We start from the raw sequence: 13,800 nt of genomic DNA on the forward strand, positions 1-13,800 counted from the left end.
CCGTGCGCCTTTTGGGGATGCTCCTGGCCCTGGGGCTGGCCCTGGCCGCCCCCCTGGAGGAGGCCCGCGCCCACTACCAGGCCGGGCGGATGGAAGCTGTCCTGAATGCGCTTAACCCCCTCCTCCAGGGCTACGACCCCCCCGAGGAGGCCCTCCTCCTAGCGGGCTTCGCCCAGTACCGCCTGGGGAGGTTCTCCGAAGCCCTTTTCCTCTTCAGCCGCCTGGTGGGGACCCTGAAGGGGGGCCCCGAGGCCCTTTACGGCTTCGGCCTCACCCTAAGGGCCCTGGGGGACCTGGAGGGGGCCAGGAGCGCCCTGGACTGGGCCCTGCGGCAGGGGTACCGGGACGCGGAGGCCATCCTCCAAACCCTTCCCCCTCCCCCACCCCCCACCCCCAAGGCCCGCAAGGACCCGCCCCCCGTCGCCGCCCGGGAAGGGCGCTTCTGGGTGGGGGGAAAGCCCTTTCCGGTGCGCGGGGTCAACCTGGGGGTGGCCCTGCCGGGGCGCTTCCCCGCCGAGTTCCCCGAGGAGGAAGCCCTTTACCGGGCTTGGTTGGAGCTCCTTTCCGCCATGGGGGCCAACGCCGTGCGCACCTACACCCTTTTGCCCCCCGCCTTCTACCGGGCCCTCCTCCACCACAACCTTCTGCACAAGGACCGCCCCCTCTACCTCTTCCAAGGGGTTTGGACGGAGCTTCCCGAGGACGAGGGGTATGCGGACTGGGAAGGCCCCTTTCTGGAAAAGTTCCTCCTGGAAGGGCGGGAGGTTCTGGACGCCCTCCACGGCAACCTGCGCCGTCCCCCCCGCCCGGGGCATGCCCACGGGGACTACACCGCGGACGTCTCCCCCTGGGTCCTGGGCCTCCTGGTGGGGCGGGAGTTTGAGCCCTACTCGGTGGAGGCCTACGACGGGCGCCACCCCGGGCGCACCTACCGGGGGAGGTTCCTCGAGGCCGCCCCTGGGGCCAGTCCCTTCGCCGCCTACCTGGCGGAGGTCCTGGACCGCCTGGCCGCCTACGAATGGGAAGCCTACGGCACCTTGAGGCCCATGGGCTTCGTCAACTGGCCCACCCTGGACCCCCTCTTCTGGAAAAGCGAGGCCAGCTTTCAGGAGGAGTATCTTCTGCGCCGCGCCCGCGGGGAGAGGGTAGAGCCGCCCCGGACTGGGCCCCTCCACGAGGAGGACACCGTTACCCTAGACCCCACCCATCTAAGGCCTGTGCCGGGTAGTCCTCTAGGCCTTTTTGCCGCCTACCACGTCTACCCCTACTACCCTGACTTCCTGGTGAACGAGCCGGACCTGGCTCCCCGCCGCTACCGCAACTATCTGGCCCGGCTCAAGGCCCACCACGGGGAGATGCCCCTCCTCATCGCCGAGTTCGGCCTACCCACCAGCCGGGGCATCGCCCACTTCCACCCCGAGGGCCTCCACCATGGCGGGCACCCCGAGGAGGCCCAGGCGGAGGGTGTCCTCGCCCTCTGGCGGGACATCGCCAGCCTGGACCTGGCGGGAGGCATCGTCTTTGCCCTGATGGACGAGTGGTTCAAGAAGAACTGGCTTTTCGCCCCCTTCGAAGTGCCCGCGGAGCGCGACCCCTTCTGGCACAACCTCCTGGATCCCGAGGAGAACTACGGCCTCCTGGCGGCCACCGCCCAAGGGGGCTTCCGCTTGGACGGGAAGGCCGAGGAGTGGGAAAGGGTGCCCTTCCTCCTGCGGGAGGAGGGCCGCTTCCTCAAGGCCCACGCCGACCCCGAGTACCTCTGGCTCCTCTACCGGGGGCCCCTGCCCTTAAGGCTCTACCTGGACACCGTCCCCGGGGGGGTGCCGGTGGCCGAGGGCTTTGGGGCGGAGTTCTACCTGGAGATCGGCCCGGAAGGGGGCAGGCTCCTCATCGAGGCCGGCTACTACCCCTTCCAAGAGCTGGACCACGGCCTGCCGGGGACGGAGTACCTTTCCTTGCGCGGGCCCACCAGGCCGAAAGAGGGCCCCTTCGTTCCCTTCCTCCTGGAGCCCAACCGCCGCCGCACGGGGCGGGACGGCACCGACTACCCGCGGGTGGTCTATGAACTGGGGGCGCTTCGGCGAGGGGTAGACCCCGAAGGGGCCCGGGACCCCACCGCGGACTACGCCCTGGGGGAAGGCGGGCTTTTGGAGCTCCGGATCCCCTGGGGGATGCTCCTCATCGCCGACCCCAGCCGGCGCCTGGCCTGGTACGCCCCCGAACCCACGCCTATAGAGGGCATTGGCCTCCTCCTGGAAGGGGCCCCGCCCGTCCGCTTCTCCTGGCCCACCTGGGATGAGCCTCCGTTCGCCCTCAGGCTCAAGCCCCTTTACTTCCGCCTGCGGAACCTCTGGCGAGGAGCACCCTAAGGGGGAGGCCCAAGGCCCAGCCTGAGGCGGCGAAGAGCAAGAGGCCCAAGACCCCTCCCACGCCCAAGGGCCATAGGGCGGACCAGGGGTCAGAGGCTACCCAGAACTGCGCTAGCACCAGACCGGGCACGGCGGCCAGCAACCCGGCCAAAAAAGCCCGCGCCAGGAAGCCGGGGAGAAACCCCAGCCGCACCCCCTCCCTGGCGAGAAGCCGGAGGTAAAGGAAAAGCCCCAAATACCCCGCCAAGGCCGTGGCCAGGTTCAGGAGGAAAAGGCCCGCCTCCCGCAGGAGCCAGTACCCCAGGGTGTTGGTGAGGAAGACCAAGGCGCTGGCGGCCACCGCCTCCCGTATCCGCCCCAGGGCGTAGAGGCCCCGGAGGAGGAGGGTGTTCACTCCCCAGGGGAACACGGCCAGGCCCATGGCGGCAAGCACCTGGGCGCTGAAGCGGCGGTTTTCCGGGCTTAAGGGTCCAAAGAGGCCGAAGAGAAGGACCACCACATAAGGGGCCAGGCCCGTGAGGAGCCCTCCCAGAAGGGCCAGAAGCAGGGAAAGCCGCCGCAGGGGCCCCTCGAGGAACCGGGCCAGCTCCCCGCCCCTTAGGGCGCTCATCCGGGGGAAGAGGGCAATAGCAGGGGAGGTGGCGAAGAGGCCCAGGACCATCTGGAAGACCACCTCGGCGTTGTAGAAGCCCGTGACCGCGGCCGGGGGGTAGCGGGTGAGGATGTTGGTCAGGACCAGGTTCAGAAACTGGCGCAAGGAGGTGGTGAAGGCAAAGGGGCCCATGCGGCCCAAGGCCGTGAGGAAGGCCGAATGCCAGCGCCACTCCAGGCGAAAGCCCTGGAGGAAGGGCAGCTGCACCAGGGCCTGGAAAAGCCCCCCCAGGGCCACGGAAAGCCCCAAGGCGGTGGGATCCCCAGGGTAGAGGGCCATGAGGCCGATGGCCACCAGATTGAAGACGATGGGGCCAAGGGCGTAGGGCAGAAAGCGCTCCTCCGCCTGCAAAAGGGCGGAGAAGAGGGCGGCCATGGAGATCCCTAGGAGAAAGGGCAGAAGAAGCCGGGTAAGGTAGACCACCTGGGCGAAGGCGGCCTCCTCCCGGAGGTGGCTTCCCGGGGCCACCAAAAGGGCCGCCACGAAGGGGGCGAGGAGGTAGGCCAGGCCCAGGACGAGGAGGTTCACCCCCAGGAGGAAGGCGGCGAAGCGGCGGGCGAAAACCCGGGCCTCTTCCTCGGAAAGACCCTTCAAAAGCGGGATGAGGGCGTTCTGGACCGCACCTTCCGCCAAGAGCTCCCGCAGGAGGTTAGGCACCCGGTAGGCCACGTTGAAGGCGTCCTTGAGGGCGTCGGGGAAGAGGGCGTTGAAGACCGCTTGGCGCACGAGGCCCAGAACCCTCGAGGCCAGGGTACCCCCCATGACCAGGAGAACCTTACGGAGCATTCCCCTCCAGAACCTCCTGGAAGACCTCGAGGAAGTTGGCCTGGTTTACCACCGTGAGCCCGTGGAGGGCGGAGAGCTCCTTGGCCCGGGTCTTGTCCATGCCCAGAAGGACCAGGAAGCTTTCCCGAGCGGAAAGCCCAAGCACCTTCTTGAGCCCTGCGTACTTGGCGATGTGGGCCTGGAAGTCCCCCGTCTTGGTCTCAAACCAGTAGACCCTTTCTCCCACCCGCACCAGCACGTCCAGCTCCATGGCGTCCCCATTGGGGAGCGCTACCTGGTAGCCCACCGCCACCTCGTGGGGCAGGTTCTTGGAGCGCAGGAACTTGCGCACCCTCTCGGCCACGTACCGCTCCAACCAGCCCCCGGTGAGGAAGTTCTGCACCCAGCCCTCGGTGCTGGCCTTGGCGCGGATGCGACGCTCCTCGCTCTTGTAGTGGTAGGAGGTAAGGAGGGCGTACTGCTTGAGCATGGTGCAGAACTGGGTGGAGTTGGCGATCTCCTCCTGGGAGGCCTCGGAAAGCGAAAGCTCAAACTGGCGCTTGGTGGAAAGGCTCTGCTTCAGGCGCTCGTAGAGCTTCTCCAGGCTGGGGTAGCGGTCCCCCAGGAAGAGGGCCAAGCGGGTGAGGACTTTTTCCTTCTCCTCCTCCTCCTGGGGCTTCTTCACCACCTGGATGCCCAGACCCTTGAGCCACTCTTCCACGGAGGCCACCTTTTTGGCCTTAGGGGCCTCATGGGCCTTGGCGGGCTCAGGCTGGGGCGGCTGGGCCTTCGGCGCCTCCGCAGGGGTTTCCCGCACAAGCCGCCACATCTCCCCGGCCAGGGCGAAGAAGCGGGACCGCACCGGGTCCTCCCCCCCCTCCAGCCCCGGGGGGGTAAGGCCCGAGCGCAAGGCGTCCAGGAGCCAGGCCTCGAGGGCCTCCCTCAGGGCCTGCCTTGCCGCCTCCAGGTGCTCGGCCTCCACCCTTAGGCCCAGCTCGGGAAGCTCCCCCACGAAACGCCCCGGGCCCGCCAAATCATAGCGGGCCTGGGCCATGGTCCTTTCCAGGTAGCGGGTGAGTACGCCCACGGGTTCCAGCATATCAGGGCCAAGAAAAAGGCCCCGGTGGTTCCGGGGCCGCTTGGTGCCGGGGACGGGACTCGAACCCGTACGGGGGTAACCCCCCAGCGGATTTTAAGTCCGCAGCGTCTACCGTTCCGCCACCCCGGCGGGCGCCTTTCATGCTACTAAAGCGGGAAGTCCTCGCCAAGCCTTAGGGTGAGATCCGCCCCCAAAACCGCCTCCCCGGAGATGCGGTAGGGCACCCCCAGCCTCTCCCCCAACGTTCGGGCCAGTACCCCCGGCCCGTTCTCCAGCACCTCGGTACGGGTGGGGGAAAGTTCCACCGGGTGCAGGACCACCCGCAGGCCCAGGGCCTGAAGCCTCTCCCTGACCCGCTCGGCCTGGCCCTCCTGCCCGGGGCCGAAGACCAGGGCTACCCGTTTCCCAGAAAGCGACACTTCCTCCGCGGTGCCCTCCCCGTTGAAGTAGAGGCCCACCAGTTCCCGCAGAGCCCCCTCGTCCACGCGCCAACCCCCGCCGCCAAAGCGTCCTGGCAGAAGGAGGCTCACCAGGGCGGGCCGCTTCATGGCAAAACCCAGGATGGCCCCCGTTTCCTGGCGGGTGAGGTCGGTCTGCACGTAGGGCTCCACCGCCGCCACGGCCCGCGGCAGGCGCAAAAGCCCGGAAGGGGAAAGAAGTTGCTCCTTGAGGGCGTGGAAAAAGGCCTGTTGCCGTTGCACCCGCCCGATGTCCCCCAAGGCGTCCTTGCGAAAGCGTAGGTAGCCCTCCGCCTGCTCGCCGTTCAGCACCTGGCACCCCGGCTTTAAATCGATGTCCAAGCCCGCGGCGGTGTCCCGGTAGCGCATGGGCTTCTCCACGCAGACCCTAACCCCCCCCAAAGCGTCCACCCCCCGGCGGAGGGCCTCGGTGCTCACCACCACGTAGCGGTCCGCCTGCACCCCGGTGATCTGGTCCACCGCCTCCTTCATGAGGTCCGGGCCGCCCAAGGGGCTAGCCGCGTTCACCTTGTGCCAGCCGTAGCCGGGGAGGTTCACCCAGACATCCCTAGGGATGGAGAGGACCACCACCCGGCCCGCCCCCGGGTCCAGGCGCACCAGGAGGATGGTGTCCGCCAGGCCCCGAAACCGCTCCGGGGCCCGCCGGTGGTAGCCGGAGTACTCGGGGCTGGAGCCATAGACCAAGAGGGTCAAGGGGTTTTTGAGCCCTTCAGGAGCGGGCAACGCCCCATGGCGCACCGTAGGGCCCAAAAGGGGGTAGGCCCAAATCCCCAAGGCCAGCAAAAGGACTGCGAAGAGAAGGAGGAGCAACCGACGCACGAAGGCTCAGTCTACACCCCCTCGGGTGAGGGGGATTAGGGGAAGCAGTAGGTGGTGTCGGTCAGCACCCGGTCGGCGCGCACCAGGCCGAAGCCGTACTCATCGTCCTTCCCCGCAGGGCCCAGGTCCTCGGCGGTCTGGGTCAAGCAGGTATACACCTGATCCGGCGTGGGCCAGCTTTTGTATAAGCTAGCATACTTGCTCATGTACAGGGCTGCCACCCCCGCCACGATGGGGCTGGCGAAGGAGGTGCCCTCAAACCGGGCGTATCCTCCTGAAGGGACGGCCACCAGAACCCCCACCCCGGGGGCCACCAGGTCCAGCTCCGAGCCGCAGGCGGAGAAGGAGGCCCGCCTTCGGTTCTGGTCCACCGCCCCCACGGCCAAGGCACTAGGGCTGCTGGCAGGGAACATGACCGGGCCTCCTGAAGAGTACCCTGGGTATGGGCTCCGATAATTCCCCGCCGCCGCCACGATCACCATCCCCCCGGCCCGGGCCTGGGCCAGCTCCTGGTCCAGAAGCCCGTCGTATCCGTTGGTGCCCAAGGAAATGTTAGCAATGCGCACCCCCAAGTTGCGGGCGAGCCGCACCCCCTGGAGGAGGGTCAAAGTGGTAGCATTGCCCTTATCAAAGTACACCTTGATAGGCACGATGTACCCTCCCCAGGTCACCCCGGCCATCCCCAGGGCGTTATCCGTGTCCGCCCCCAGGACGCTGGCCACGGCGAGGCCGTGGCCCCGGTCGGCGCTCCGGTCGGTGGGGTCGGCGTCCCCATCGGCCACATCCAGGTTGACGCCTGCGGGGAGGTACTTGCTGGCCTGAAAGTCCTCATGGTCCAGGATGCCTGTGTCCAGCACCGCAATGAGGGGAGGACTCTCCTGGCCCGTGCTCAGGTTCCAGGCCGCTTCCAGTCGGAGCAGGTTGTTAAGGTATACCTTCTGGGTTGTATAGAGGGGATCGTTGGGCGTCCGCAGGGGGCGGTAGAGGTAGTTGGGCTGCACGTACCGCGCCCCCGCCCGGAGGAGGGCCCGGGCCTTGGCCTCCTCCTGCCCTTTGGGCACCTTCACCCGCAAGAGGCCTTGGGAAAGGGCCTCTTGGGGTTCCACGCCCTCGGCTCGCAGGGCCTGGACGGAAAGCCCCGGCTTGGGAAGCACCAGGAGCTCCCCGGGCACGTATTCCCCGGCAAAGCGGCCCAAGCCTTGGAGGCGAAGAGGCTCCTCCGTAGCCTGCGCCTGCAAGGGTCCCACAGGGCACTCGGCGGGGTTTACGGGAGGCGGCGGGGGCGTCTGGGGGCAGGCGGTTAGCAGGAAGGCCGTGCCCAAAAGAAGCACCACAAACAGAAAGGACCTCATGGGTTCCACTATACGCCGGTGCCGTAAGGGAAGCCTTAAGCCTGGGCTAAGGTTTCCTCTATGCGCCCCGCCAGCTTCTCCAGGAAGGCGAAGAACATGGGCCCGTAGTGGGCCAGCTCGTCCCCATCGGTGGCGGCCACGGGAAAGTCCCATCCCCGCTCCTCCGCCAGGGCCCTCGCCTTCGCCAAGGGGTTTCTCCCCCAGGGCTTGGGCTCGTAGAGGAAGAGGTCGGGCCTGCGGCGCTTGACCTCCTCCAGGTCCGGCGGGAAGTAGGCCTGGGGCACGTCCAGGAAGATGGGCTTAAGGCCCAGGTGCAAAAGGGCCTGGGCGATGTAGCTCCCCCGGCCCACGGTGATGGGTCCGCCCAGGTCCATTTCAAAGTAGACCTTCAGGTCAAACCGCCCCTTGAGGCGGGCGTAGCGCTGGGAAAGCCCATGGGCCAGCTCCGCGGCCCGCTCCTCCAGGTCCAGAAGGTGGCCCAGGGTGGAGAGGTTTTCCAGGATACCGTAGGGGCTCGTGGGCAAGGGTACGGCGTAGACGGGAAAGCCCTCCTCCTTGAGCCTGAGGGCCTGCTCCCGCTGCACCCCGGTGGAGAGGAGGACCAAATCGGGCTTCAGGCTCCGGAGGAAGTCGGTGCGGGTCTTGGTGTAGGAGGCCAGGACCGGCAGGGAAAGCACCTCCGCCGGGCGGTGGCAGAAGGCGCTCCGGCCCACCAACCTATCCCCCACCCCCAGGGCGAAAAGGGCGTCCGTAAGGTTGGGGGCCAGACTCACGATGCGCCCGAAGCGGTCGGGGAGGTCTAGGGGGCCGAGAAGCTCGTGAAAGATTTTCATTGCCTTAGGTCCAAGGAGCGGGCGTGGCCCTCGAGGCCCTCCGCCCGGGCCAGGAGGGCCCCCTTTTGGGCCAGGACCTTCACCGCGCCCTCGCTCAGGCCCATCACCGGAATGACCTTGAGGAAGTCCCGCACCGAAAGCCCCCCCTGGAAGCGGGCGGTGCCCGAGGTGGGCATCACGTGGCTGGGCCCGGCGATGTAGTCCCCCAGGGCCTCGGGGCTCCCCTCCCCCAGGAAGACCCCCCCAGCGTTCTGCACCCTCCCCAGCCAGGGCAGGGGGTCCGCCAGGGCGAGGCAGAGGTGCTCGGGGGCGTAGAGGTTGGCCAGCTCCAGGGCCTCCTCGAGGTCCCGGGTGAGGACCAACCCTCCCTTCTCCAGGGCCCGCCGGGCGATCTCCGCCCGGGGAAGATCGGAAAGCTGCTTGGCGAGCTCGGCCTCCACCCGCTCCAAAAGGGCCCGCTCTGGGGAGAGGAGCCAGGGCTCGGAGTCGGGGCCGTGCTCCGCCTGGGCCAGGAGGTCTGCAGCCAGGAGCTTAGGGGAGGCGGAGCCATCGGCCACAATCAGGGTCTCCGTGGGGCCGGCCAGCCCATCTACGCCCACGACTCCGAAAACCTGGCGCTTGGCCGCCACCACGTAGGCGTTGCCGGGACCCACGATCTTGTCCACCCGGGGGATGCGGGCCGTGCCGTAGGCCAAGGCGGCGATGGCCTGGGCCCCGCCCATGGCAAAGAGGCGGTCGGCCCCCGCCACCCAGGCGGCGGCCAACACCCCGGGGTGGACCCTGGGGGGACTGGCCACGATCACCTCCGCCACCCCGGCCACCTTGGCGGGCACCACGCTCATGAGGAGGCTGGAAAGAAGGGGGGCGCTCCCCCCGGGGACGTACACCCCCACCCGGGAAAGGGGGCGGACCAGCTGGCCGAGAAGGCCGCTGGCATCCGCCTTCAAAAATCCCCCCCTGGCCTCTTCCCGATAGAAGGCCTCTATGCGCTCCTTGGCGGTCTCCAGGGCATCCCTGAGTTCCTCGTCCAGATCCTCGTAGGCCTGGCGCCAGGCCTTCTTGGGAATCTCCTCCACGGGGTGGCCGTCCAGGTCCAGGCTGAAGCGGTCCAGGGCCGCATCCCCTTCCTCCCGCACCGCCTGCAGGATGCCCCGCACGATTTCCTCCACCGTGGGGTCAAAGGAAAGGCCCCGGCGGGCGAAGCGCTCCCTCACCTCCTCCGCGCGGTAGATCATGCCTCCACTATACCCAGCGGCGGCGCCTTTTCACTTCCTCCACCCCCTCGAGCACCGCCTCAAACACATGGTCCTGCACCTGCTGGGCCATCCTTGCGGGAAGGCCTTCCTCCAGCTCCACCAGGGTAAGCCCCGGGCGCAAGCGGTAATGCCAGCGCCTGCGCCCATTCACCTCGAGGTCCGCAAGCCTTTCCACATACACCCGCCCCCCGGGCATGGGGAAGCGAGCCACCCCTCCCGGCTCCAGGGCTAGGCGGGGCAGGGCCAGGAGGAGGGAAAGAGGATCGTGGTAGGGCACCAAGAAGGGCAGGGCCAGGCTTTCCTTGCCCTGGGTCACCAACACTAGCCCTTCCTCCTCCAGCCGCTCCACGGTGAACACCCGGCTCTCCCGCCCCTCCACCCGCTCGGCGAAGTATAAGGAGAAGCCCTCGGCGTCCGTTTCCGTCTGCCAGCGCTGGCGGGTCTTGGGCAGGGGCAGGTTCACCTCGGCGGTAAGGGTGGCCTTCACACCCCCTTCCGGCAGGGGGCGTACCTCCAGCCTCCCCTCCCCCGCCTCCTCCCCGGCGAAGAAGTAACGGTACACGTAAACGGCGGGGCGCTCGGTCATGGCCTTAGCGTACCCTGATGACCAGGGGTGGACCCGGTACCTCCAGGAGGTAGTCCACGGGATCGCGGCCTGCCACCCTGATGCGCAGGCGGTATACCCCCTTCTGGTCGAACTCCGCCCGGCCTGGAGCGGTGAGGAGCAGCTGGCCGGGCGCCATCCTGGAACCCTCCGGCGCCTCGAGGAGGAACACCTCCGCCCGCTCCGTGGGAGGATCGGTGCGGAACTCCATCACGTATCCCCCTCCGGAAGTGGAGGAAGGGCGAAGGAGCAAAAGGGCCAGACCCAAAAGCACCACGGCGCCCAGAAGCCCTAAAAGCAAGGTTCGCCTCCTGGGCCGCGGGGGTTCCACCACGGTAAAGGAAGGCTCCTCGGGCTCCTCGATGCGGATGACCCGGGGCCGGCTTGGGGTCTTGCCCTCGGGGGGCGTGGTTTCCTGGGTGGGAGAAACCTCCTGGCCCTCCAGGGGTTCGGAAACAGGGTCCACGCTCAGCACCTTCCGCGAGGAGGAAGGGAGCTTGGGCTCCTCCTTGGGCTTGGAGGAAGCATCCCGTAGGGGCTGAGCTTCCTGGCCAGGGGTCTCCGGGGTCAGATCCTTGGCCTCCTGTACACCATGGGCACGGGCAGGCCCCGAGAAAAGAACCTCCAGGGGGTCCTCCTTGGCCTCAATCCTTTCCAAGGTTTCCCTTAAGGGAAACTCGGGATAGCGCTCCCCGGCCAAGGCTCGAGCCAAAACGGCAAGGGCCTTCTCCGGCTCCCCGGAAAGCTCCTTAAGCCCCACTCCGGCCAACCACACCCGCTTGCCCTTCACCAGGCAAAGCTCCGGGATGGGGGCATGGGACACCCCCTTTGCCTTCAAGGACGCCAGAATACGGGCCATCTCCCCTACCCAATGCTCCAGGCGCTCCAGGTCCGCCACCCCCAGGTACTGGCTTAAGGGCACCGCCCCGATGGGCCACTCCAACACCCAAGCCTCCGGGGTCTCTTCCAAAAGGGGAAGCACCCCCTCCGCCGCCACCGGTACCCCTTGGGCCCCCTTAAGCACCATCACCGGCATCCCGGTGCGGGTATCCTGGGCTTCGTAAACAACCACGGAGGCAATACGGGCAAGAATGCGCCGCAGCCAATAGGTACCCAAAACCTCCATCCCCACAAGTATAGCCACTTTAACCTACGCTGGCCCTCAAAGGAGGCATCGGAAATCCCCCGATAACCCGCCCGGCCCTGGGCCTCGCCAAGGGTCTCCCTTTACCTGGCTTTGCCCTTCCTTCCGGCTATATAATCTCCCAAAGGTAGGGCCCTTAGGCCGGAAAGGAGCGGGGATGGAGTTCAAGATCACGCTGACCACGGAGGAGATCGTTCGGGGCTTGAAGCATTACCGCCGCATCGCCAAGCAGGACGTTCTCCGGGCGCCGGAGACGCCAAACCCGGAGGTCTTCCGCCGCCATGCGGAGGCCCGGCGCGAGGTCTACGCCAAGCTGGCCCAGGTGGCGGAGGCCGAGGGGCCGGATGCCGTGGTGCAGTACGCCCTGGAGCTCTACAAATCCCTGCCCTTTGTCACCGGCACCCCGGAGGACCAGTACCCCGAGATCAAGGGCCAGGAAAACGCCCTGGAGAACTTCTTCCTCATGATCGGCCTGGACCCCAAGACAAGGCGGGAGGCCCGGAAGGCCCGGAAACCCCTGCAATGACCCTGGAATTGCTACAGGCCCAGGCCAAGGCCTGCACCGCCTGCCGCCTGGCGGAAGGCCGCACCCAGGTGGTTTTCGGGGAAGGAAACCCCGACGCCCAGCTGATGATCGTGGGGGAAGGGCCGGGCGAGGAAGAGGACCGGACGGGGCGCCCTTTCGTGGGGAAAGCGGGGCAGCTTTTAAACCGGATCCTCGAGGCCGCAGGCATCCCCCGGGAATCCGTCTACATCACCAACATCGTCAAGTGCCGCCCCCCGGGAAACCGCGCCCCCCTGCCCGACGAGGCCAAGATCTGCACCGACAAATGGCTCCTGAAGCAGATTGAGCTCATTGCTCCTCAGATCATCGTCCCCTTGGGGGCGGTGGCGGCGGAGTTCTTCCTGGGGGAAAAGGTTTCCATCACCAAGGTGCGGGGGCAGTGGTTTGAATGGCACGGGATCCGGGTCTTTCCCATGTTCCACCCCGCCTACCTCCTGAGAAACCCCAGCCGTACCCCGGGAAGCCCCAAGCACCTCACCTGGCTGGATATCCAGGAGGTGAAGCGGGCCCTGGAGGCCCTTCCCCCCAAGGAACGCCGCCAGGTGAAGGCGGTAAGCCAGGAACCCCTCTTTTAAGCCCGGCTCCAGGGAGTATAGAGGACGGGCAAGGGGCTCACGAAGGGCTCGGCGTAGTCCACCCCCAGGTAGTTGCCAAAGTAGCGCCTAAGGGCCTTCCTGGCCTCCACCCCCTTGGGCCCCACGGTTTCGCTCACCCCCTCTCCGGCGAACTGGCTACGGTAGGCCAATACAGCGGCCTCCCACTGGTCGATGAAAGCGGAGATCTTCACCAGGAAGCTCGGGGTAAAGGGATGGTTTCCGGGGTAGAAGAAAAGCCGCTCCACCCGGTGGGGCTCAGCCTCCAAAGGGGCCTTCCTGAGGCCTGCCAGGTGCACCGCGGCCACCGCCAGGCGGCTTGCGGCGGTGTGGTCGGGGTGGCGGTCGGCCTCGAGGGGAGCCAGCACGATCCGGGGGCGAAGCCGCCTCAGGGCCTCCGCCAGGCGAAGCCTCTGCTCCGCCACATCGGCAAGACCCCCGTCCGGCAGGCCCAGGTTGCCCCTATAGTCCAGCCCCAGGATGCGGCTGGCCTCGGCCACCTCCTTTTCCCGCTCCTCCGGCGTGCCCTTGGTGCCCATCTCGCCCCGGGTGAGGTCCAAAATCCCCGTGGAAAGCCCCTCCGCCTTCGCCCGGGCCAGGGTGCCCCCACACCCTAGCTCCCCATCGTCGGGATGGGGGGCGATGACCAAAAGGTCAAGCATCCCGCACCTCCGCCTTCTCCCCCAGCCGCCTCTCCGTGCCTGCCTGAAGCCGCCTCAGGTTCTCCCGGTGGGTAAAGAAGATGAGGGCGGCCATCAGGGCCACGGTGAACACCTCCCACGAGGGCCGGCCCAGGGCCAGGGCCAGCACCGTGGCCGCCACCCCGCCGGTCATGCTCCCCGCGGAGACATACCGGGTGAGGAGCATCACGGAAACCCCGATGGGGAAAGTCCATAGGGCCAGGACCGGGTCCAGCACCAAGAGGGTGCCGAAGCTGGTGGCCACCCCCTTCCCCCCCCGAAAGCCCAGGAAGACCGAGTAGTTGTGCCCTAGGACCGCGGCCAGGGCCACCCCGCCTAAAAGCGCCCCCTCGATCCCCACGGCCCGGGCGATGAGGACGGCGATGCCCCCCTTGAACACGTCAAAGAAGGCCACCACCAAGGCCGGACCCGGCCCCAAGGCCCGGAGCACGTTGGTGGCCCCGATGTTGCCCGAGCCCACCTTGCGGATGTCCACCCCGTAGGTCCTGGCCACCAGAACCCCAGCGGGGATCGAGCCAAAGAGGTACGCCACCCCAAGGACCAACACCGCGGACGCCATAGGGGGGATT

The 13,800-nt window shown here is 67.6% G+C and carries 13 protein-coding genes and 1 tRNA gene; 3 read left to right on the plus strand and 11 right to left on the minus strand.

The features are described from left to right. Positions 1-2: 2 nt before the first annotated feature. The gene (locus tag L1087_RS01105) at positions 3-2,369 is read left to right on the plus strand and encodes a tetratricopeptide repeat protein (RefSeq protein WP_234557237.1); all 2,367 of its coding nucleotides are present in this window, start codon (positions 3-5) and stop codon (positions 2,367-2,369) included. On the opposite strand, the gene murJ is transcribed toward L1087_RS01105, so the two are convergent. The 9 genes from murJ to L1087_RS01150 form a co-directional block, all read right to left on the minus strand. Next, on the minus strand, positions 2,320-3,807 hold the full coding sequence (gene murJ / locus L1087_RS01110; protein ID WP_234557238.1) for a murein biosynthesis integral membrane protein MurJ: 1,488 nt from the start codon (positions 3,805-3,807) through the stop codon (positions 2,320-2,322). The genes L1087_RS01105 and murJ overlap by 50 nt on opposite strands. After that, entirely contained in the window at positions 3,797-4,885 is a 1,089-nt protein-coding gene (locus L1087_RS01115) for a PDDEXK family nuclease (RefSeq protein WP_234557239.1), read from the minus strand. Before L1087_RS01115 ends, murJ begins: the two co-directional genes overlap by 11 nt. Before the next feature lie 41 nt (positions 4,886-4,926). Then, positions 4,927-5,014: transfer RNA gene (locus tag L1087_RS01120), tRNA-Leu, on the minus strand. Between the two features lie 17 nt (positions 5,015-5,031). Next, positions 5,032-6,183: an LCP family protein gene (locus tag L1087_RS01125; protein WP_234557240.1), complete on the minus strand. Its 1,152-nt coding sequence runs from the start codon at positions 6,181-6,183 to the stop codon at positions 5,032-5,034. Positions 6,184-6,218: 35 nt separating this feature from the next. Then, positions 6,219-7,535, minus strand: a complete 1,317-nt coding sequence (locus L1087_RS01130) for a S8 family peptidase (protein ID WP_234557241.1) — start codon at positions 7,533-7,535, stop codon at positions 6,219-6,221. A gap of 35 nt (positions 7,536-7,570) precedes the next feature. Then, on the minus strand, positions 7,571-8,368 hold the full coding sequence (locus L1087_RS01135; protein ID WP_234557242.1) for a helical backbone metal receptor: 798 nt from the start codon (positions 8,366-8,368) through the stop codon (positions 7,571-7,573). After that, entirely contained in the window at positions 8,365-9,603 is a 1,239-nt protein-coding gene (gene hisD, locus L1087_RS01140; protein ID WP_234557243.1) for a histidinol dehydrogenase, read from the minus strand. Before hisD ends, L1087_RS01135 begins: the two co-directional genes overlap by 4 nt. Before the next feature lie 7 nt (positions 9,604-9,610). Next, the gene (locus L1087_RS01145) at positions 9,611-10,210 is read right to left on the minus strand and encodes a hypothetical protein (RefSeq protein ID WP_234557244.1); all 600 of its coding nucleotides are present in this window, start codon (positions 10,208-10,210) and stop codon (positions 9,611-9,613) included. A 4-nt stretch (positions 10,211-10,214) separates the two neighbouring features. Continuing rightward, a complete protein-coding gene (locus L1087_RS01150) occupies positions 10,215-11,354 on the minus strand; it encodes a hypothetical protein (RefSeq protein ID WP_234557245.1) in 1,140 nt (379 codons plus the stop codon). Positions 11,355-11,529: 175 nt separating this feature from the next. Between L1087_RS01150 and L1087_RS01155 the strand changes: the two genes are divergently transcribed. Further along, complete coding sequence (locus tag L1087_RS01155; protein WP_234557247.1) at positions 11,530-11,898, plus strand: hypothetical protein; 369 nt, start codon at positions 11,530-11,532, stop codon at positions 11,896-11,898. Continuing rightward, on the plus strand, positions 11,895-12,512 hold the full coding sequence (locus tag L1087_RS01160; protein ID WP_234557248.1) for a uracil-DNA glycosylase: 618 nt from the start codon (positions 11,895-11,897) through the stop codon (positions 12,510-12,512). Before L1087_RS01155 ends, L1087_RS01160 begins: the two co-directional genes overlap by 4 nt. Here the strand turns inward: L1087_RS01160 and bshB1 are convergent. Next, a complete protein-coding gene (bshB1, locus tag L1087_RS01165) occupies positions 12,509-13,192 on the minus strand; it encodes a bacillithiol biosynthesis deacetylase BshB1 (RefSeq protein WP_234557249.1) in 684 nt (227 codons plus the stop codon). The genes L1087_RS01160 and bshB1 overlap by 4 nt on opposite strands. Next, the gene (gene plsY, locus L1087_RS01170) at positions 13,185-13,790 is read right to left on the minus strand and encodes a glycerol-3-phosphate 1-O-acyltransferase PlsY (RefSeq protein ID WP_234557250.1); all 606 of its coding nucleotides are present in this window, start codon (positions 13,788-13,790) and stop codon (positions 13,185-13,187) included. The genes bshB1 and plsY overlap by 8 nt, the downstream gene beginning before the upstream one ends. Positions 13,791-13,800: the final 10 nt, after the last annotated feature.

It is taken from the genome of Thermus tengchongensis (assembly GCF_021462405.1).
GTDB classification, from domain to species: domain Bacteria; phylum Deinococcota; class Deinococci; order Deinococcales; family Thermaceae; genus Thermus; species Thermus tengchongensis.

What these genes read in the sequence shown, in the direction of transcription:
- murJ (WP_234557238.1), bottom strand. Translation starts at nt 3,807, where the DNA reads ATGCTCCGTAAGGTTCTCCTGGTCATGGGGGGTACCCTGGCCTCGAGG.
- L1087_RS01115 (WP_234557239.1), bottom strand. Translation starts at nt 4,885, where the DNA reads ATGCTGGAACCCGTGGGCGTACTCACCCGCTACCTGGAAAGGACCATG.
- L1087_RS01130 (WP_234557241.1), bottom strand. Translation starts at nt 7,535, where the DNA reads ATGAGGTCCTTTCTGTTTGTGGTGCTTCTTTTGGGCACGGCCTTCCTG.
- L1087_RS01135 (WP_234557242.1), bottom strand. Translation starts at nt 8,368, where the DNA reads ATGAAAATCTTTCACGAGCTTCTCGGCCCCCTAGACCTCCCCGACCGC.
- hisD (WP_234557243.1), bottom strand. Translation starts at nt 9,603, where the DNA reads ATGATCTACCGCGCGGAGGAGGTGAGGGAGCGCTTCGCCCGCCGGGGC.
- L1087_RS01145 (WP_234557244.1), bottom strand. Translation starts at nt 10,210, where the DNA reads ATGACCGAGCGCCCCGCCGTTTACGTGTACCGTTACTTCTTCGCCGGG.
- L1087_RS01150 (WP_234557245.1), bottom strand. Translation starts at nt 11,354, where the DNA reads ATGGAGGTTTTGGGTACCTATTGGCTGCGGCGCATTCTTGCCCGTATT.
- L1087_RS01155 (WP_234557247.1), top strand. Translation starts at nt 11,530, where the DNA reads ATGGAGTTCAAGATCACGCTGACCACGGAGGAGATCGTTCGGGGCTTG.
- L1087_RS01160 (WP_234557248.1), top strand. Translation starts at nt 11,895, where the DNA reads ATGACCCTGGAATTGCTACAGGCCCAGGCCAAGGCCTGCACCGCCTGC.
- bshB1 (WP_234557249.1), bottom strand. Translation starts at nt 13,192, where the DNA reads ATGCTTGACCTTTTGGTCATCGCCCCCCATCCCGACGATGGGGAGCTA.
- plsY (WP_234557250.1), bottom strand. Translation starts at nt 13,790, where the DNA reads ATGGCGTCCGCGGTGTTGGTCCTTGGGGTGGCGTACCTCTTTGGCTCG.